We start from the raw sequence: 20,124 nt of genomic DNA on the forward strand, positions 1-20,124 counted from the left end.
CTGTGTGACATGCCCGGAACCCCACCCAGGGTTCCGGGCATGCTCCGTCCAGCGTGACCGGCGTTCGTCGGCTCACAGACCGCGATCGATCAGGTCGAGGATCTCCTCGCTGGTCGCGGCGTGAATCCTGTCGACCGCGTCGGACCCCCCGCTGTCGCCGGTCCCCACCTCGGCCACCAGGTTCTCCAACCGCTTCACGATCGCGGACCGCGCCTCGCTGTCGTCGCCGATCTCGACGATGATCTCGCGCAGCCGGTCGACGTCGGCGCAGGCCACCGACACCGGATCCGGAACGAGCTCCGCGCGCAGGAACTCGGCGACCGCACGCGGGCTCGGGTGATCGAACACCATCGTCGGCGGTAACCGGAGCCCCGTCGCGGCGCCGAGATGGTTGCGGAGCGCAACGGCTGCCAGCGAATCGAAGCCCAGTTCCTTGAAGGCCTGGTCGGGGTCGACCGCGTCCGAAGCGTCGTGGCCGAGCACCGCGGCGGCCCCGCCCCGGACCAGATCGAGCATCAGATGCCGCTGTTCGGGAATCGACCGATCGGCAAGGCGCTGAGCCCAATCCGACGGCCCGGACCCGTTGGATCCGGTCGCGACCGACCCCGCGGCCCGCGGGCGCGATTCCCGGATCAGGCCCCGCAGCGGGGCGGGAACGTAGGGGGCGGCCGAACCGGAGTGGTCGAACCGGGCGGCCGCCACGGTCGGCGCACCGGCGGTCATCGCGCTGTCGAGGAGGGCCAGACCGTCGCCGGCGGTCATCGGAACCATTCCGCCGCGGCGCGCGCGGGCGAGATCGATCGCACCGAGGTTGTCGGTCATCGCGCTCGGCGTAGCCCACATGCCCCACGCGATCGCGAGCGCGGGCCGACCGAGGGCGTGGCGGTGATGGGCCAGAGCGTCGAGAAACATGTTGGCGGCCGCGTAGTTCGCCTGCCCTGGCGCCCCCAGGACCCCCGCGAGCGACGAGAACATGACGAAGGCCCGTAGGTCGCGGTTCGCGGTCAGCCGGTGCAGGTGCCAGGCCGCGTCGACCTTCGGCCGCAGCACCGCGTCGAGCCGCTCGGGGGTGAGTGAGGGCAGGGTGGCGTCGTCAATCACGCCCGCCGCGTGGATCACCGCCGTCAGCGGATGCTCCGACGGGATCCCGGCCAGCAGGCCGGCGACCGCCGATTCGTCGGAGGTGTCGCAGGCGACGACGCTCACCTCGGCGCCCAGATCGCCCAGTTCCCGGCACAGCCCGTCGCACCCGACGGCGTCGGGTCCGCGCCTGCTGGTCAACACCACGTGCCGTGCCCCGTGCTCGGCCACCAGGTGCCGAGCCACCAGCGATCCCACCGTGCCGGTGCCCCCGGTGATCAGGACGGTGCCGCGCGGATCGAGGGGCGAGCCGGACTCGTCGACGGCCGACATCCGCCGCAACCGCGGCGCGAGCAGGGTGCCGTTCCTGACCGCCGTCTGCGGTTCCCCGCTCGCCAGTGCCAACGCGATCGCCGCATCGGCGTCCGAAGCGTCGTCGAGGTCGATCAGGACGAACCGGTCCGGATCCTCGTTCTGGGCTGAGCCCACCAGGCCCCACACCGCCGCACCCGCAAGGTCGACACGCCCGCCCCCGTCGTCGTCGGTGACCCTCGCGTTGCGGGTCACGATCACCAGCTGGCAGTCCGCGATCGCGGCGTCGCCCTGCCACTCCTGCAGCAGTCGCAGCACCCGGGCGCACAGCTCGTGGGTCGCTCCCGGGCCGCTCTCACCCTCGGCGGCGCACCCGATCAGCACCGTCCACGGCTGCCGGTCGCTGTCATTCATGGTGGATTCCATCGCGTTTCGCACCGCGGTGAGGTCGGGGTAGCTCGGGAAGGAGCCGACGGCCGAGGCGCCGAGGACGACAACCGGACCGGGGGACCGCGGCGCCGATGCACCCTCGACCCGAATCCAGGCGAGCTTGTGCAGTCGCCGAGCCGCCGAACGGCCTGCGCCTTCCCCGTCCGCCACCCTCGGCACCACCCGCAGCGCATCGATGGTCAGCACCGGCTCGCCCTCGGGGTCGGCGGCCTCAACGCGATACCGCCCATCCTCGCCCGCGGCGAACCGCACCGACAGAGCGGCCGCACCGACGGTGTGCAGACGGATTCCCAGCCAGGTCTGCGGCCAGCCGTCCCACCCGAGAATGGGCTCGAGCGCCGCCCGTAGCAGCTCCGGATGGATGCCGTATCCGGTCGGATCGATGCCGTCAGCGAGCCGCACCTCGGCCTCGGTGTCGCCCGAGACCTGTTGCGGTGCAGCGACGGCAGGGCTGACGACAGCGTCGATCGTGGCCGACGCGTTCCGAACCCAGGTGTCCGCGCTGTCGGACTCGCCCTGGCTCGACGAGATGGTGACGGTGTGCGCGCCGCCGTCGCCGGACGGCGACACGAGCACCCGAATCGATGCCAGCCCCGACGGCGGGAGCACCAGCGGATGGTGCAGGGTGAGTCCGTCGACGCGGTCGAGGCCGACGTGATGGGCCGCATGCAACGTCAGTTCGACCAGCACGGCGGGCGACACCGTCGGCGCCTCATCGGCCTGCGAAGGGTCGCCGTCATCGACCGGCGTCGGCGCCAGCCAGGAATCCCGTTGCAGCGACAGCTGTCCGGTGAACAATGTCGCGTCGCCGTCGAGTGTCACTGCCGCGCCGAGCAGCGGATGCTCCGCCGGGCTCAGCCCCAGCTCCGCCGGATCGCCGGTCATCCTCGCGGGCGCCGCTGGCCAGAACGAGCGATGCTGGAATGCATAGGTGGGCAGGTCAACCCGGCGACGACCGGGTAGCACCCGATCCCAGTCGATCGCGGCACCCTGCACGTAGGCGGCCGCGACCGCTGCGATGATCCCGCGCGCCTCGTCCCCGCGGCCTGGCAGGGTGGCGATCGCGTCCGAGACGACCTCGGCGGCGAGGGCGGTCAGGGTGGCGCCGGGGCCGACCTCGATGAGGCGGGTGACGCCGAGCCCGTCGAGGGCGCGAACGCCATCGTGGAAGCGCACCGGTTGCCGGATGTGCCGCGTCCAATAGTCCGGGGACATCAGTTCATCGGCGGTGGCGACGCGCCCCGTGACGTTGGAGACGACCTGAACCTTCGGCGGCTGCGGCGTCAGCCCCGACACCACGGCGGTGAACTGGTCGAGGATGGGTTCCATCAGGGCGGAATGGAAGGCCCGCTCGACCCGCAGGCTCGTGGTCTTCATGCCTGCGGCGGACAGCTCGGCCGCGACGGCCTGCACGTCGCGTTCGGCGCCCGCGAGGACCACCGATCCGGCGCCGTTGACGGCCGCGAGATCGACCCGGCCGTCGATCCGCGCCGCGACGTCCTCCGCGGCGGCCCGAACGGCGATCATCAGACCCGGTTTCGTCGACTGCATCAGCCGCCCGCGCGCACCCACCAGGGCGGCTGCGTCGGGCAAGCTGAACACCCCCGCGACGTGTGCGGCGGTGATCTCTCCGATCGAATGGCCGATCAGGTAGTCCGGGCTGATGCCCCAGTCCCGCAACAGCCGACAGAGCGCGACCTCGACCGCGAACAGCGCCGGTTGGGTGTACTCGGTGCTGTCGAGTCGCGCGTCGCCACCCTCGGCGTCGTCCCAGATCACCTGCCGCACCGGCATTTCCACGTGCTCGTCGAGCACCGCGCAGACCTCGTCGAGGGCCTCCGCGAACACCGGGTAGGCATCGTAGAGGCCGCGGCCCATCCCGATCCGCTGCGCCCCCTGGCCGGTGAACATGAAGGCCGTCTTGCCGCGCGAGTTGCTCCCGGCGATGACGTTGCCGCCCGGTCGCCCCTCGGCGATGCGGGCCAGGCCGTCGCGCAGGTCGGCCGACGACTCCCCGATCACCGCGGCGCGATGGGGGAACCCGGATCGGGTGGTGGCCAACGAGTAGGCGAGGTCGGCCGGATCAGGAAGGTCGGTCTCGCTCTGCTCGAGGAACTCCACCAGTCGCGCCGCCTGCGCACGCAGCGCGTCACCGGTCTTACCGGAGATCACCCAGGCCAGCGGCGACGCCGACGGCGCCGACAGCGGTGGCGCGACGTCGGGTGGCTGCTCGAGGATCATGTGCGCGTTGGTGCCGCTGATGCCGAACGACGAGACCCCCACCCGGCGGGGCTGTCCGGTGTCCGGCCACGCAACCGGCTCGGCGAGCAGGGAGACCTCGCCCGCGGTCCAGTCGACGTGGCGGGTGGGTGCGTCGCCGTGCAGGCTCGGCGGCAGCACCCCGTGCCGCATCGCCATCACCATCTTGATCACCCCTGCCACCCCCGCCGCCGCCTGGGCATGCCCGATGTTCGACTTGACCGAACCGAGCCAGAGCGGCGCGCCCCGTCGATCCTGCCCATAGGCGGCCAGCAGCGCCTGCGCCTCGATCGGGTCGCCGAGCGTCGTGCCGGTGCCGTGCGCCTCGACGGCGTCGATGTCGGCGGGGCCGAGCGCCGCGTCGGCCAGCGCCTGGCGGATCACCCGTTCCTGGGAAGGACCGTTCGGCGCGGTGATCCCGTTCGAGGCGCCGTCCTGGTTGACCGCCGAGCCGCGGACGATCGCCAGCACCCGGTGTCCGTTGCGTTCCGCGTCGCTGCGCCGCTCCAGCACCACCATGCCCGAGCCCTCGCTGAGCCCGGTGCCGTCCGCCCGGTCGGAGAACGGCTTGCATCGTCCGTCCGCGGCGAGCCCGCGCTGGCGGCTGAACTCGACCAGCACTCCCGGGGTGGCCATCACCGTCGCCCCACCCGCCAGGGCGAGCGTGCATTCGCCGTCCCGCAGCGCCCGCGCGGCGAGGTGCATGGCCACCAGCGACGACGAGCAGGCCGTGTCGACGGTGACGGCGGGACCGGTGAAGCCGAGGGAGTAGGAGATCCGGCCGGAGGCCACGCTGTTGCTGGTCCCGGTCATCAGATAACCCTCGGCGTCGACGTTTCGCTGACTCATCAGATGGAATCCGTAGTCGCCGCCCATCATCCCCACGTAGACACCGGTGTCGGTGAGGTCGGGCGAATCCGGCCGGATCCCCGCCTGTTCCAGGGCTTCCCAGGCGCACTCCAGCAGCAGCCGGTGCTGCGGGTCCATCGCGACCGCTTCGCGCGGGCTGATGCCGAAGAACGCGGCGTCGAATTCGTCAGCGTCGTAGAGGAACCCGCCTTCCCTCATGTACGTGGTTCCGCTCCGGCTCGGGTCGGGGTCATACACCTCGTCGAGATTCCAGCCCCGGTTGTCGGGATACGCGCCCGCGGTGTTGCGGCCATCGCGGACGAGTCGCCACAGGTCGTCCGGACAGGTCACCTCGCCCGGGTACCTGCACGCCATCCCGACGATCACGATCGGGTCGTCGTCCCGGCGCGCACGAGCCGGTTGGGTCCGCTGCGGAGCCGCCGCGCCGCCGAGCAGGCGGGCCTCGATCTCCCTGGCGAGCGCGTCCGCGGTGGGATAGTCGAAAACCACTGTCGCGGCGAGTTTTACGCCGGTGGCGGTGGCCAACTGGTTGCGCAGTTGCACAGCTGTCAGCGAGTCGAAACCGAGTTGCTTGAAAGCACGTTCCGGATCGATCGCCTCTTTCCCGTCGTGGCCGAGTACCGCGGCGACGTGGGTGGTGACGATGTCCAGCACTCGGTTGTGGCGCTCTCCGGGATCGAGCGCGCGCACCTCGTCGGCCAGGCCGGCGGGTGCATCGGCTGCGGCGCGACGACGACGGAGGCCGAGGACCCGCCGCAGGATGCGGGGTACCGACTCACCGTCGGATCGAGGGGCCGAGAGCCGTATCGGCACGATCAACGGGCGGTTCACGGCAAGCGCCGCGTCGAAGAGGGCCAGCCCGGACTCCTGGCTGATGGTGTCGATGCCGTTGCGCTGCAAGCGATCGAGGTCGGCGGCATTCAGATGGGACGTCATCCCGCTGGGTCGATCCCACAACCCCCAGGCCATCGAGATCGCAGGCAGACCGCGGACGCGGCGGTGCTGCGCGAGCGCATCGAGGAAGACGTTCGCCGCCGCGTAGTTTGCCTGGCCTGCTCCGCCGAGCACCCCGGCCGCGGAGGAGAACAGCACGAACGCCGACAGGTCGCGGTCGCGGGTGAGCTCGTGCAGATGCCAGGCACCGTCCACCTTGGGGCGCATGACGGCGTGCAGCCGGTCCGGGCTCAGGGCGGTGGCGGTGGCATCGTCGAGCACCCCCGCCGCGTGGATCACCCCGGACAGGTCGGGAATGTCGGCGAGCAGGTCCGCCACCGCGCCGCGGTCGGCCACGTCACAGGCGACGGCGCTGACCTCGACCCCCGAATCGGCGAAATCGGTTCGCAGTTCGGCCGCACGCTCGGGATCGAGCTCGTGTCGGCCGGTCAGGACCAGCCGGCGCACCCCGTACCGCGCCACGAGGTGCCGGGCGATCAGTCGGCCGATGGTTCCCGTGCCACCGGTGATCACAACGGTGCCGCTCGGGCCGAATGTCGCGGAGCCGGAGGGGGCCGGGCCCGCCTCGGGTGCGGATGGCGCCGCCGCGCCGAGCAGGGGCGCCAGCAGTACACCCTCGCGGACCGCCAGCTGAGGTTCGTTGCAGGCCAAGGCCATTGACAGGAGCGCCGGGTCGGCGAGTTCACCGGCCGCCGGGTCCAGGTCCACCAGGGTGATGCGGTCTGGATGCTCGTGTTGCACAGCACCGATCAGTCCCCACGCGGGGGCGGCGGACACGTCGTCGATCGGTTCGTCGTCGCGGACCGCCACCGCGAGCCTGGTCGTGACCAGCAGGCGGGTCTCGGCCAGGCGATCCTCGCGGAGCCAGGCCTGGACCGTCCGCAGCATCGACTCGGCGGCGGCGTGCGCCCGAGTCGGGATGTCCGGCTCCTCGCCCTGTTCGCGGGCCAGCCACAGCACGCGACCCGCGGGATCACCCCCGGCGAGCGCCTCCTCGAGCGGCATCAGGTCAGCCGTGGCCGCGCTGGAGGCACCGATCGGCATCCACTCCATGCGGTACAGGCCTGCGCCGACCCCGGCGGTCGGCTGAGCTGTAGCCCCTAGCGGCCCTGCATCTCCCATTGGTCGCAGCGCCAACGAGTCCGCGGTCAGCACCGGCTTGCCTGCCACGTCGTACGCGGATACCCGGTATCGCTCGGGCCCGGTGGTGGTGATGTGCACGCGCAACGCGGTGGCGCCCACGGCGTGCAGTTGCACTGCACCCCAGTCGAAGGGAAGTCGGATGCCGTTGGCGCCTGCCTCCGCGGGGCCATCATCCAAATGGCGCAGCGCGATCACGTGCAGCGCCGCGTCGAGCACCGCCGGATGGATCCCGTATCCCGCGACCGCCGCGCTCGGGTCCTCGCCGTCCAGCCGGACCTCGCCGTACAACTCGCCATTGCGGCGCCACGCTGCCCGGAGGCCCCGGAAGGTCGGGCCGTAGCCGTACCCGGTCTCGTCGAGGAGTCCGTACAGGCCCCTGACGTCTATCGGCGTGGCATCGGCAGGCGGCCACTGCGATTCTGGGGAGTCGGTAGTAGCTGCGATGTCCGGCGCCGCCGTGAGTGTGCCTGCGGCGTGCCGGGTCCACGGCGTCTCCGCCGGGGCATCCGCCGGCCGGGAGTGCACCGACACCGTCGATTGGCCGAGGTCGCCGTCGGAGAACACGCTCACCTGGATGGCGACGTCGCCGTCGGCGGGAATCATCAGGGGCGCCTCGATGGTGAGGTCCTCGAGCCCGCTGCACCCGACGCGGTTTCCCGCGTGCAGGGCGAGCTCCACGAAAGCCGTGCCGGGCAGAATGACGGTGCCGCCCACGGCGTGGTCGCTCAGCCAGGGAAGGCGCCCCGGCGACAGCACGCCCGTGAACACCGCGCCCCGGCCGTCGCCGAGTTCGACCGACGCGGCGAGCATCGGGTGCCCGCCCGTTTCCATGCCCGCCGACGCGACATCACCCTGCGGCGCGGGGCCGTCCAGCCAGTAACGGCGGTGCGCAAAGGCGTACGTAGGCAGGTCCACCCACTGCTGCCGCTCGTCGCGTCGAGCCCAGCTCACCCGGTCCCACTCGATGTGCACTCCGTTCACCTGCGCCTCGGCGAGTGCGGCGGTGAACTGACGAAGGCCCGCGTGGTCGCGCCGCAGGGTGCCGATGGCCCGGCCCGCGATGCCCGCCGCATCGAGGGTGTCCTGTAGCGGCACGGTCAGGACGGGGTGGCTGCACGACTCGATGAACAATCGATACCCGTCCGCGGCAAGCGATCTAGTCGCCTGCTCGAACCGAACCGGTCGGCGCAGATTTCGGAACCAGTAGTCCGCGTCGAGTGCGGCGCCGTCCAACGCGCCGCCCGTCACCGACGAATAGAACGGAATCCGGGGCCGGCGGGGCGTAATCGAGGCGAGGGCGTCAAGAATCGGCTCGCGCAGGACCGCGACGTCCGCGCAGTGCGAGGCGTACTCCACCGCGATCCGTCTGGCCTGGACGCCGTCGCCCTGCAACTGGCCGACCAGGAGATCGAGGGCATCGCCGGGGCCGGACAGCACCGTCGCGGACGGCCCGTTGACCGCCGCCACCTCGACGGCGCCTGCCCAGGGTTCGATCTTCGCCCGGACGACGTCCGCCGGCAGCGCCACCGAGGCCATCCCGCCGCCACGCCGCGCCGAGGCGGCGATCACCTTGCTGCGTTCCGCGACGACCAGCGCGGCATCGGAAAGACTCAGCGCGCCTGCGACATAGGCGGCGGCGATCTCGCCCTGCGAGTGTCCGACCACGGCGGCCGGTTCGACGCCGTGTGCGCGCCACAACTGCGCGAGGCCGACCATCACCGCGAACAGCGCCGGCTGCACGACGTCGACCCGGTCCAGCGAGGCCGGATCGCGGTCGCGCAGAACGTCGAACAGTGAGAACGTCGTGTACGGAGCCAGGGCGTCGGCACACTCGCGCACGCTGTCGGCGAACACCGGCGACGCATCCAGTAGCTCCGCGGCCATGCCCACCCACTGCGCGCCCTGGCCGGGGAAGACGAACACCGGCCGGTCGCCTGCTTCCAACGCGACGCCGGTGACCACGTCGGGGCCGGGCAGGCCCCGGCCGAGCGCGTCGAGGCCTGCCACCAGGCTCGCGGACTCCGTGCCGATCACGGCGGCGCGGTGGTCGAAGGTGGCGCGCGAACCGAGCAGCGCCCCGGCCACCGCGGCGGGCGTCAGTTCGGGGTGCTCGGCGGCATACTCGCGTAGCCGCTCGGCCTGGGCGCGCAGCGCGGGGCCGGTCTGACCCGAGACGAACCAGGCCACGGCTTCGCCTGCTGCAGTGCCTGATTCGTGCGTCGGCTGCTCGATCGTCGGGGCCTGTTCCAGGACGACGTGGGCGTTGGTGCCACTGATCCCGAACGACGACACCGCCGCCCGGCGGGGCCGACCGGTCCCCGGCCACTCCCGATTCTCGGTGAGCAGCGATACCGATCCGGCGGACCAGTCGACGTGCGGGGTCGGCCGGTCGACGTGCAGCGTCTTCGGCAGCACGCCGTGCCGCATCGCCATGATCATCTTGATCACCCCGGCGACGCCCGCGGCCGCCTGGGTGTGCCCGAGGTTCGACTTCACCGAGCCGAGCCACAGCGGCCGGTCCTGCCGATCCTGCCCGTAGGCGGCCAGCAGGGCGGACGCCTCGATCGGATCGCCCAGTTTCGTGCCTGTGCCGTGCGCCTCCACCGCGTCGACGTCGGCCGGGCCGAGTCCGGCGCTGACCAGCGCCTGCCGGATCACGCGCTCCTGGGCCTGCCTGTTCGGAGCGGTCAGGCCGTTGCTGGCGCCATCCTGGTTCACCGCACTGCCTCGGATCACGGCCAGCACCCGACGACCGTTGCGCTGTGCGTCGGACAGGCGTTCCAACGCGATCATCCCCGCGCCCTCGCCCCACGCCGTGCCGTCCGCGGCGGCGGAGAAGGCCTTGCACCGCCCGTCCCGGGCCAGTCCGCGCTGGCGGCTGAACTCGACGAACACCGCGGGGGTCGCCATGACGGTCGCCCCGCCCGCCAGCGCCAGGTCGCACTCGCCGCTGTGCAGCGCCTGCATGGCGAGGTGGATGGACACCAGCGACGACGAGCACGCGGTGTCGACGGTGATCGCGGGCCCGCACAGGCCGAAGCTGTACGCCACCCGGCCGGAGGCGACGCTCATCGCGTTGCCGGTGATGAAGTAGCCCGCGAGGTCCTCGGGCGGCGTGCCGCCCGCGCGCGCCGCGTAGTCGATGCCGGACAGTCCCGTGAAGACCCCGACCTGACGCCCGTGCACCGACCGCGGGTCGATGCCGGCGTGCTCGAAGGTCTCCCAGCTCGTTTCGAGGAGCAGCCGCTGCTGTGGGTCCATGGCCAGCGCTTCGCGGGGCGAGATGCCGAAGACCTCGGGATCGAATCCCGCCGGGTCATCGAGAAAGCTGCCCGCCGCCGTGTACGTCGTGCCGGGCTGCTCGGACCTCGGATCGTAGAGTCCCGCCAGCCCCCAGCCCCGGTCCTCGGGGAACCCGGCGACCGTCTCCGACCCCGATTCCACCAGGCACCACAGGTCCAGCGGCGACCGCACCCCGCCGGGGAACCGGCAGCCCATCCCGATGACGGCGATCGGTTCGTGGCGGACCGTCTCGGCCTCGCGGAGCTGCTCCCGCGCCTGGTAGAGCTCTGCGGTGACCCGCTTCAGATAGTCAAGGAGTCTCGCCTGATCGGCCATCCGAGATCAGCTCCTATCCGAGCCCCCCATGCCAGCGCGGAACGTCGATTGTATCCGCAGGCACCGCCGGGAGGCAGCGGTCTGATCAGACGGCCCTCTGGGCCGCGATCGCCGATCCCATCCAGCGTCGCAGGTATCGCCGCAGGTCATCGTCGTTCCGCGGCGGATTGCCCGGGGAAACGAAGAACGACTGCATCGTCCGCAGGACGTACTCGACGAGCTCGCGCAGGGAGGCGTCGTCGTACCCGTGTCGCTCCCACTCGACGTCGAAGCGTCTGATCATCGTGATCCCGAAATCCTGCGCCTCGCGGGAGGTGATGCCGTCGGGGTGGACGTTCGGGTAGGTGCCGGTGAGCAGGATGCCCAGATGGGGGGTTCGGCGCACCTCGGCCAGCGTGTAGACGACGCCCTCGGTCATCGCGTCGACGGGATCTTCCAGGCCGCTCACGTGGCGCGCCAGCCGATCGAGGAATCCGTCGACCGACGCGATCGCCGCCGCCTTCATCAAGGCATCCGCGCTGGGGAAATACCGGTACACCGTCTGACGGATGACGCCAAGCGACTCCGCGACGTCGGCGATGTTGATCGCGGAACCGGTCTGTCCGATCAGATCGACTGCGGCGGCGACGATTCGACGCGATGCCTCGTCATCATTGTCCGGCGGACTGCCACCCCACCCACGTCTGCGCGCCACCGGCCGGACGGTACCAGGCACCGGTTCCGTCACCGGCTGAACCGGCGCCGATTCGACCAAAGTCATCATACACAGCGACGATCAGTCGTATGATCGCCACATCGTGGCCCCGCCCTACCCGGAGACCGGGGCCCGCCCGCACCGACGGAAACGAGGAATCGCCGCATGACCGATCTGAAACCCCGGAAGATGGACTTCGGGTTCGACGACCAGGACGTTCCGTTCTGCTGGAACCCGGAGAATCCGGCGTGGTCGTCGATGTCGAACGCGGTCTCGTTCCTGGCCATCGGCTTCGAGAAGATGATCGTGAAGCTGATCCTGCAGGCCAAGCCGCTGATCACCGACCCCGAGGTGGCCGCGGAGGCGGTGGCGTTCATGCGTCAGGAGGGCCACCACTCGACCGCGCACCGCCAGCACGTCGCCGGCCTGATCCGGGCCTACCCCGGCCTGCAGAACACCCTCGACGCGGTGACCGGCGAGTTCGACCTGCTCACCGAGCGCACCTCGATCAACTACCGGCTCGCGTACACCGCCGACCTCGAGGCCACCTTCACCCCGGTGTTCAAGCTGATGCTCGACAACGAGGCCACCCTGTTCGCCCCCGGCGACGACCGGGTCGCCTCGCTGTTCCTGTGGCACTTCGTCGAGGAGGTCGAGCACCGCAGTTCGGCCCTGATCATCTACAACTCCATCGTCGGCAACGAGATGTACCGGGCGCGGATGGCGGCCTCGATCTTCGCGCACGTGATGAAGTCGATCCGGATCGCCTGCGCCGGCTTCAACCAGCACGTGCCGCTCGCCGATCGGAAGGTCGACTCGATGTCGATGTTCGCCCGGCACCGGGCCAAGCAGAGGGTGCTCACCGCCTTCGCGCCGTACCTGACCAAGGGGCCGATGCCGCGGGCGTTCGACGGCCTGCCGATCGGCCAGCAGCTGACCGCGCTCAAGGGCGCCGTCCGCAGTCAGATGCCCGGCCACAACCCGGCCCACGAGAAGCTGCCCGCCCTCGCCGACGACTGGTTCACCCGCTACGACGACGGCTACGACTGCACCCGCTGGTACTCCGCGGACGCCCAGCCTGCCGCCGAGCCGGTGTCGTCGGGAGCCAACTGATGTCGGCCACGTGCACTCCCACCTTCGAGGACCTCGCCACGCGGCTCGGCTTCTCCTGCGCGGAGGCAGGCGGGCTCGTCGAGTTCCGCAACCCCGCCGCGCTGGAGAACTGGACGCTGCCGGTGCTCGAGTGGACCATCGTGCTCGGCTCGGTGCTCGCGCTGATCTACGCGATCGTGCGGCTGCGCAGGCACGGTGATCCCACCAACCTGGTGCTGTGGTTCGGCGCCACCGCGTTCCTGTTCGTGATCGAGCCGCCGATCTACTTCCCGGCCACCTTCGGCACCGAGGAATATTTGGGCACGATGTTCGCGCACAACGTGTTCAGCGTGGAGTTCCTGTGGGGTCGCCTGCCGCTGTACATCGTCGCGATCTATCCCTTCATGGCGACGCTGGCGTTCGAGATCGTCCGCATGCTGGGGATCTTCCGCCGGTACGGGGTGCTCCTCGGCGCGGTGTGCGTCGGCTTCGTGCACCACGCGTTCTACGAGATCTTCGACCAGCTCGGGCCGCAGCTGCGCTGGTGGGAGTGGACGCTCGACAACAAGGTCAATCTGCCCTTCTTCGATTCGGTCCCGCTGCCGAGCGTCGTGGTGTTCGCCGCGCTGTGGCCGATGTCGTTGGCGCTGTGCATGCAGTTCTTCGTCGGCAGGCACGTCGACGCGGGCCGACGCTTTTCCGGGCTCGAACTGGTGTGGCGCACAGTGGTTATCGGCCTGACCGCGTCGGTCGGGGTATTCATGCTGCCGCTCCCGGCGACCGTCTTCGGCATGGGCAGCGACACCGTCCGCGGGTTCCTGTACGGCGCCGAACTCCTCGCGCTGTCGGCGGTCGCGGTCGTGGTGATGGTGCGCCGGTGGTCGGCGGTGCGGGCGGGCGCCTCCGACGTGCCGCCGTACACGAACCGGTTCGTCCAGGTCTACGCCCTCGTGTACCTCGCCGTCATGGGTCTGCTGTGGGCCACCGCGCTGCCGGAATTCTTCGGCGCCGTCGACGGTGTCACCGATAACGGCGATCCGATCGGCAACCTCTGGTACACGATCGCCTGCTTCGCCGTCGCGATCCTCTCCGTGGTCGCCACATTCACTGTGCCGCAAGCGAAAGCAGAGGTGGATAGCACCGCGTCCGCGGGAGAACCCGCGGCGGCGGGCGCGACATAGGCGGACCCGAGAGCCGCGCCTATTGAACACCGAGACGGGAACCGTTGGTCTGACGGTTCCCGTCTCGGCGTCGTTGCGGGGGTCACGAATTCAGGCGGGGGACCATTCCCCGTCCGCCGAGCGATTCCATTCGGTGGGGCCGTCGTCGACGGCGATGATGCCGCTGCGCAACCAGAAGGTGGCATCGGGATCCCAGCCCGCGAGGACGGTGGCACCGGACTGGGCGGCCAGGGGGATCGCGATCCCGGGGGTGCCGAGGTAGCCGGTCATGGTCAGGTGCACGGCGTCGTAGTCGACGGCCACCGCGGCCCAGTCCGGAATGAACCAGTCGTGGTGTACCCCGGTGGTGTGGTGCCACTCGGAGCGGCGGGACGGCACGGCGAACGGATAGGCATCGACCAGGCGCACCCAGGCCGCCGGATCGGTGATCTCGTAAACGCGGGGTGCGCCGTGGATCCGCAGCGGCCAGACGCGCGCCCGCTCCCAACCCATCGAATCCTCTTCGAGCAGCAGCTCCAGCGCCCCGAGGCCGGTGCGCGCCCGCGTCGTGGCCGGTACCCCGCCCCTGACCGTCATCGGGGTGGACCACCATTCGCCGCCGACGTTCATGTTCCACCGTTCCAGGCGGTCGTCGGCGGGCCGGATCCGCGGGGGCAACTCCGACCGGTCCCGGCGGGAATCGGACTTCTCCACCAGTCGCTGATTCGCGAGGTCGGCCGACTCCGACCACCACCGGGCGTGGGGTGAGGCCACGACCGCCCTGGCGATCGGCCGCAGCGCCTCGACGATCTCCGGACGGGCGAACATCAGGTCCTGCTCGTCCGGCGGCTGCCAGTAGTACGCGTTGTCGGCGGCGTAGGCCATCGCGCCGAGCAGCTCGAGCTCCGACAGCCGGGCTATCGCGGGAACGTCGACGGCAGCGAGGACTTCGAGGGCGTCGCCGGACCATCGGCGACGATAGGAAAGCTGCGCCCGCTCGTCGTCGCTGCACAGGTAGCCGACGTTCGCGCAGAAGAACCGTCCGCGCGGCGAGCCGAGAATGAGCGACGCAGTATCCATCTCTCGAAGGTAGCGGAATAGGGGTTGCGCATACCCCGGGGGGGTACTATCTTCATGACCGGAACAGCCACCCGAGGAGAGGCCGAGAAATGAGCACCAACGCGCACGCCCACCATGCAGCCGCCCACGCCGATCACGCCGCCCACCAGCACGGACATTCCGCGGCGCACGCCGATCACACCGGCCACGCCAACCACGCCGGACATGCCGGACACGCCCCGGCCGACCACCACGGCCACGGCGCGAGCGCACCGGGAGGTCTCCAGATCACCCAGGACGGCTACACGCTGGAGCTCGCCGAGACCATCGTCGGCCCGGGCGACATCGACTTCCGGTTCCGCATCCTCGGCCCGGACGGCGAGCCGGTCACCGACTACACCCCGATCCACGACCGCGCCCTGCACCTGATCGTGGTGCGGCGCGAGCTGACCGGCTTCTGGCACGTGCACCCCGAACTCGCGGCCGACGGCACCTGGTCGGTTCGGCTGAACCTGCCCGAGGCGGGCGCCTACCGCGTGTTCACCGACATCGCGCCGACGAGCCTCGGGCGAACGATCACCCTCGGCGCCGACCTCGCCGTCGCGGGTGCCTACGACCCGCAGCCGACGCCGAGCCCGGCTCGTACCGCGGTCGTCGACGGATACGAGGTCACCCTCGACGGGAATCTCGTTGCCGGAGAGGGAGATCTGCTGACGCTCACCGTCCGCAAGGACGGCCGCCCGATCACCGATCTGCAGCCCTACCTGGCCGCCTTCGGCCACCTGGTGGTGCTCCGGGCCGGCGACCTGGCCTACATCCACGTCCACCCGAACGGCGAGCCCGGTGATGGGGTCACCGCTCCCGGACCGGACGTCACCTTCCACACCGCGGTGCCCGGCGCCGGAACCTACCGGCTCTTCCTCGATTTCAAGCACGGCGACACCGTCCGCACCGCGGCGTTCACCCTCACCGCCGCCGCCCACCGGCACTGACACCGCCACTCCCGAAGGGAAATCCCATGTGCCCCTGCCGCTGTCCGCGATCCCGCGCCCCGCCCGATTCCGCACCCTCAGAGAAAGTGTTCGCGATGCGAAAGCCGTCGATCCCGTCCCTGTTCGCCCACCCCGACTACCTACGACTGTTCACCGCCCAGGTGGCGGCCCTGTTCGGCACCGGCCTGACCACCGTCGCGCTGGGACTGCTCGCCTATGAACTCGCCGGAGCCTCAGCAGCAGCGGTGCTCGGCACCGCCCTGACCATCAAGATGATCGTCTACGTCACGGTCGCTCCCGTCGTCGCCGCCTACGCCGACCGGTTCCCGCGCCGACTGTTCCTGGTCGGACTCAACCTGATTCGGGCCGCCATCGTGCTGGCCCTGCCGTTCATCGACCAGATCTGGCAGATCTACGTGCTGATCGCGGTGCTGCAAACCGCCTCGGCGGCGTACACGCCGACCTACCAGGCGGTCATTCCCGACATCCTCCCCGACGAGCGCGAGTACACCAGGGCGCTGTCGGCCGCGCAGCTCGCCGCGACGATGGAGACCCTGCTGAGCCCGATGCTGGCGGCGGTGGCGCTGACCCTGATCAGTTTCCACTGGCTGTTCGTCGGTACCGCGATCGGATTCGCGGTCTCGGCCGTGCTGGTGATCGCGACCCGCATTCCCGACGCCGGCGCCGCCACCGAGGGCACGTTCCGGGACCGGATCGCGGTGGGCATGCGGATCTTCGCCGCCACGCCGCGGCTGCGCGGACTGCTCGGCCTGAACCTGGTCGTCGCTGCCGCGGGCTCGGTGATCATGGTCAACACCGTCAACTACGTCCGTGACGTTCTCGGCGGCACCCAGTCGGGCGTGGCACTGCTGTTGGCCGCCAACGGGTTCGGCACGATGCTCGTCGCACTGTCGGTGCCGCGGGTCCTCGACCGGCTCGGCGCCCGGCCGGTGATGCTGGCGGGCGGCGCCACCCTGATCGCCGGGCTCGGGTCGGCGGTCGCACTGTCGACCGCCGACGCCGGCGACTGGCGCTGGGGCGCGGCGATCGCGGTGTGGGCCGTGGTCGGCGCGGGCACCGCGGCGGTGCTCACCCCGACCGGCCAGGTGCTGCGGCGCTCGTCGCAGCCCGCCGACCGGCCTGCGCTCTTCGCCGCCCAGTTCTCGCTCTCGCACCTGGCCTGGCTGCTCACCTACCCGATCGCCGGGTGGCTGTCCGGCGCCGGACTCACCACCACCTGGGTGACGCTGGCCGTGATCGCCGGCACCGGAATCGCTGTGGCGGTGCGGGTGTGGCCACGCAACGACCCGGCAGAGATCACGCACCTGCACGAGGCCGGCACCATCGACCCCGCCCGGCTGGTGGACGCCGACCGGGTGGGCGATCGCCTCTACCGGCACACCCACGTGTTCGTCATCGACGCCGAGCACCGGCGCTGGCCGGCGCAGGGAGTGCGGGAGCACGCGCTGGTCGCCTGATCGAGGACCCTCAGTCGAGGTATCCGGTGTCCGGGTTGATCGAGCCGAGGAAGTCCCTGATCGATTCCCGGTGTTGGCCGATGGTCATCAGTGCCGGCTCGGCGGTCGGATCGCCTGCCACGTGGACGGTCGTGCTGAATCCGTACCCGTCGTTCGGGCCGGAGTCCCATGCGTAGTCGTATTCGGTCCGCGAGCGGAGTACGACCGTGAAGAGTTCACCGTCGACCGCGAGAGTGAACGGGCCGTCTTCCGGTTGTGGCCGATGATCGTCGGCCGGCACGTCACCCTTCATTGAACGACCTTCTCACGCGTCGGACTCGGTGCCTGTGAATGGGAAGACTTGGATGCGTAGTGTTGGTCCCGAACGGATCCGATGCTCTGGAGCACTCAATGTTCAACGAACTATCCGAGATCAATACCCGCCCGGGGATTTATTCGGCCACGACTACGCCGGAACTGTGGACCGACCCCTACATCTCCGAGAAGATGCTGGCCGCACATCTCGATCCGAACCTCGACATGTCGTCCTACCGAGCAGAGTTCATCGAGCGCGCAGTCGGATTCATCACCGGCCGCTTCGCGCTCGGCCCGGGCAAACGCCTCGCGGATTTCGGCTGCGGGCCGGGTCTGTACGCGAACAGGCTGACACAGACCGGTGCCGCTGTCACAGGCCTCGACTTCTCATCTCGATCCATCGAACACGCACAGACGACCGCAGTCGAAACGAGCAACACGGCGACGTACCTGCGTCAGGACTACCTCACCTACCGCAGCAGCGAGCGGTACGACGTCATCATCATGATCATGCGCGACTACTGCGCCCTGCTCCCCGATGCGCGACGAGCATTGCTTCGGGTCGTCCGTCATCACCTCGCCGACGGCGGATCATTCTTCCTCGATGTCGACGCGGCACCCGCGTTTGACGCCGTCGAGGAGAAGTCCGCCTACGGCCCGGAGCTGATGGACGGATTCTGGTCGGCCCGACCGTACTTCGGGTTCGTCAACACCTTCCGCTACGAGGACCAGCGGGTGTCTCTGGACAAGTACGAGATCTTCGAGGAGTCGGCGACCAAGAGGTACTTCAACTGGGCCAAGTTCTTCACGCCCGAGGAGCTGACCGCCGAGTTCGGCGAAGTCGGACTCGGCGTTGTCGAGATCCTCGGCGACGTCGCGGGCTCCCCGTATGACCCGACTGCGCCCCAGTTCGCGGTCGTCGCGACATCGAACGCGGTGCGATAGCCGCGACACCAGCTGAATTGATTCGCCGGTTATCAGGATGCACCCGTCGTGCTCCGGAAGACGGGGCCTCCCATCGACGATCATTGACCGCATGGAGAGCACGAGCACCCAACCGGGCGACATCGTCCGAGAGTCCTATTCGGCGAGATCCCAGGAGTACACGGATCTCCTTGGTTCCATGACTTCGACACACCCGTCAGATCGAGCCCTGGTGAGCAGCTGGGCCGCCGCCCTGACAGGTCCCGTACTCGACGCGGGGTGCGGCCCGGGGCAGTGGACAGACTTCTTGGCCGAGTGCGGACCAGCGGCGAGCGGGATTGACCTCGTTCCAGAGTTCGTTGGACGAGCTCGGATGCAGTATCCAAACCGCTCCTTCGACGTCGGCAGCTTCGAGGCATTGGACGCCGCGCCAGAGTCCCTGGGTGGTGTCCTTGCCTGGTACTCGCTCATTCACCACCGTCCGCAGGACATCCAGACTCCGCTCGCCGAGTTCGCGCGCGTGATTCGGCCGGGCGGCGGGCTGCTCGTGGGCTTCTTCGAAGGAGCAACCGCAGGGACTTTCGACCATGCCGTCACCACCGCCTATCGGTGGCCGATGGCTGAACTCAGCCGGGAGTTGGTCACGGCCGGCTTCGAGGTGATCGAGACACATACGCGGACGGGGAGCGGCTACCGGCCTCACGGCGCAATCACCGCACGGCGGCAGGGCACCCGGTGCGGGATCGACTCACGGTGACGCGCCTACATTGACGGACGCGGTAGACAGTGTCGTGTCGAGACCCCAGAGCATGAGGAGAACGCGTGCGGTTTGAGCTGGAGGCTCTGTTGGCCGATGTGCCCGCGGAGCAGGTCGATGAGGCGCGGAGCTTCTACAGCTCGCGGGCAGCGGGACGTGGCCCCAGCACATTCGACGAGCTGAAGGAAGTGCGGGCGAGGACGTCTCCGTCTCCGGCCGACCCACCGGCGATCGAAGAGGTGCTCGAAGTCGCGGGAGCGCGTGTGCCGGTGAGGATCTTCACCCCCGCCGACGGTCGAGCGCGAGGCGTCCATCTGGACATTCACGGCGGCGGCTTCTACATGGGCTCCGCGGCGGGAGAAGACGTGCGTAACCGGGCGCTCGCGGACGCCCTCCACATCGCCGTCGTCAGTGTCGACTACCGGCTGGCCCCCGAACACCCGTGGCCGGCCGCGCCCGATGACTGTGAAGCGGCGGCGCTCTGGCTCGTCGAACACGCCGGTGCCCGCTTCGGAACATCCCGCCTGTCGATCGGCGGAAGGTCGGCGGGAGCGACACTCGCGCTGGCAACCCTGCTCCGACTGAGAGATCGCGGCGCCGTCGACGGGTTTACCGGCGCCGCACTCCAATTCGGCACCTACGACATGAGCGCGCAGACACCCGCCGGACGTCGGATCGCAGATGAGTACTTCATCCGGGCATACGTCGGCCACGTGGAAGACCGCACTGCACCGGACATCTCGCCTGTCTACGGCGACCTCCACGGCCTCCCCCCGGCGCTGCTGGTTGTCGGGGCAGGAGACGTGTTGCTGGAAGACAACCTCGCGATGGCAGGTCGACTTTCCGCCGCCGGCAATGACGTCGAGCTTCGGATCTATCCCGAGTCACCCCACGGCTTCACAGGTCACCCCACCGCAATGGCAAAGACGGCGCTCAAGGGTGTCCAGTCATGGCTGCTCGAGCGGCTCGTGCAGCCCTAGGACGCGTC

At 69.9% G+C, this 20,124-nt stretch carries 11 protein-coding genes; 7 read left to right on the plus strand and 4 right to left on the minus strand.

Annotated elements, in window-relative coordinates:
• Positions 1-72 precede the first annotated feature (72 nt).
• Positions 73-10,686 (minus strand): SDR family NAD(P)-dependent oxidoreductase, encoded by a 10,614-nt coding sequence (locus ACFXMV_RS01715; protein ID WP_378502659.1) that lies wholly within the window; start codon positions 10,684-10,686, stop codon positions 73-75.
• Positions 10,687-10,771: 85 nt separating this feature from the next.
• Positions 10,772-11,380 (minus strand): TetR/AcrR family transcriptional regulator, encoded by a 609-nt coding sequence (locus ACFXMV_RS01720; protein ID WP_378502658.1) that lies wholly within the window; start codon positions 11,378-11,380, stop codon positions 10,772-10,774.
• A gap of 165 nt (positions 11,381-11,545) precedes the next feature.
• On the opposite strand from ACFXMV_RS01720, the gene ACFXMV_RS01725 reads away from it, so the two are divergent.
• Entirely contained in the window at positions 11,546-12,493 is a 948-nt protein-coding gene (locus ACFXMV_RS01725; RefSeq protein WP_378498831.1) for a metal-dependent hydrolase, read from the plus strand.
• Complete coding sequence (locus ACFXMV_RS01730; RefSeq protein ID WP_378498832.1) at positions 12,493-13,653, plus strand: hypothetical protein; 1,161 nt, start codon at positions 12,493-12,495, stop codon at positions 13,651-13,653. The genes ACFXMV_RS01725 and ACFXMV_RS01730 overlap by 1 nt, the downstream gene beginning before the upstream one ends.
• 90 nt (positions 13,654-13,743) lie before the next feature.
• Here ACFXMV_RS01730 and ACFXMV_RS01735 read toward each other — a convergent pair whose 3' ends face one another.
• Positions 13,744-14,712 (minus strand): hypothetical protein, encoded by a 969-nt coding sequence (locus ACFXMV_RS01735; protein WP_378498833.1) that lies wholly within the window; start codon positions 14,710-14,712, stop codon positions 13,744-13,746.
• Between the two features lie 89 nt (positions 14,713-14,801).
• Here ACFXMV_RS01735 and ACFXMV_RS01740 point away from each other — a divergent pair, with 89 nt between their 5' ends.
• Positions 14,802-15,683, plus strand: a complete 882-nt coding sequence (locus tag ACFXMV_RS01740) for a hypothetical protein (RefSeq protein ID WP_378498834.1) — start codon at positions 14,802-14,804, stop codon at positions 15,681-15,683.
• Between the two features lie 95 nt (positions 15,684-15,778).
• Complete coding sequence (locus ACFXMV_RS01745; RefSeq protein ID WP_378498835.1) at positions 15,779-17,161, plus strand: MFS transporter; 1,383 nt, start codon at positions 15,779-15,781, stop codon at positions 17,159-17,161.
• 10 nt (positions 17,162-17,171) lie between these two features.
• Here ACFXMV_RS01745 and ACFXMV_RS01750 read toward each other — a convergent pair whose 3' ends face one another.
• Positions 17,172-17,453, minus strand: coding sequence for a hypothetical protein (locus tag ACFXMV_RS01750; RefSeq protein WP_378498836.1), 282 nt, complete (start codon positions 17,451-17,453; stop codon positions 17,172-17,174).
• A gap of 98 nt (positions 17,454-17,551) precedes the next feature.
• Between ACFXMV_RS01750 and ACFXMV_RS01755 the strand changes: the two genes are divergently transcribed.
• From ACFXMV_RS01755 to ACFXMV_RS01765, 3 genes are all read left to right on the plus strand, one after another.
• Entirely contained in the window at positions 17,552-18,400 is an 849-nt protein-coding gene (locus tag ACFXMV_RS01755; RefSeq protein ID WP_378502657.1) for an SAM-dependent methyltransferase, read from the plus strand.
• Between the two features lie 91 nt (positions 18,401-18,491).
• Positions 18,492-19,136: a class I SAM-dependent methyltransferase gene (locus tag ACFXMV_RS01760; RefSeq protein ID WP_378502656.1), complete on the plus strand. Its 645-nt coding sequence runs from the start codon at positions 18,492-18,494 to the stop codon at positions 19,134-19,136.
• A gap of 65 nt (positions 19,137-19,201) precedes the next feature.
• The gene (locus tag ACFXMV_RS01765; protein WP_378502655.1) at positions 19,202-20,116 is read left to right on the plus strand and encodes an alpha/beta hydrolase; all 915 of its coding nucleotides are present in this window, start codon (positions 19,202-19,204) and stop codon (positions 20,114-20,116) included.
• Positions 20,117-20,124: the final 8 nt, after the last annotated feature.

Source organism: Rhodococcus sp. NPDC059179 (assembly GCF_042754885.1).
Classification (GTDB): Bacteria; Actinomycetota; Actinomycetes; order Mycobacteriales; family Mycobacteriaceae; genus Rhodococcus_G.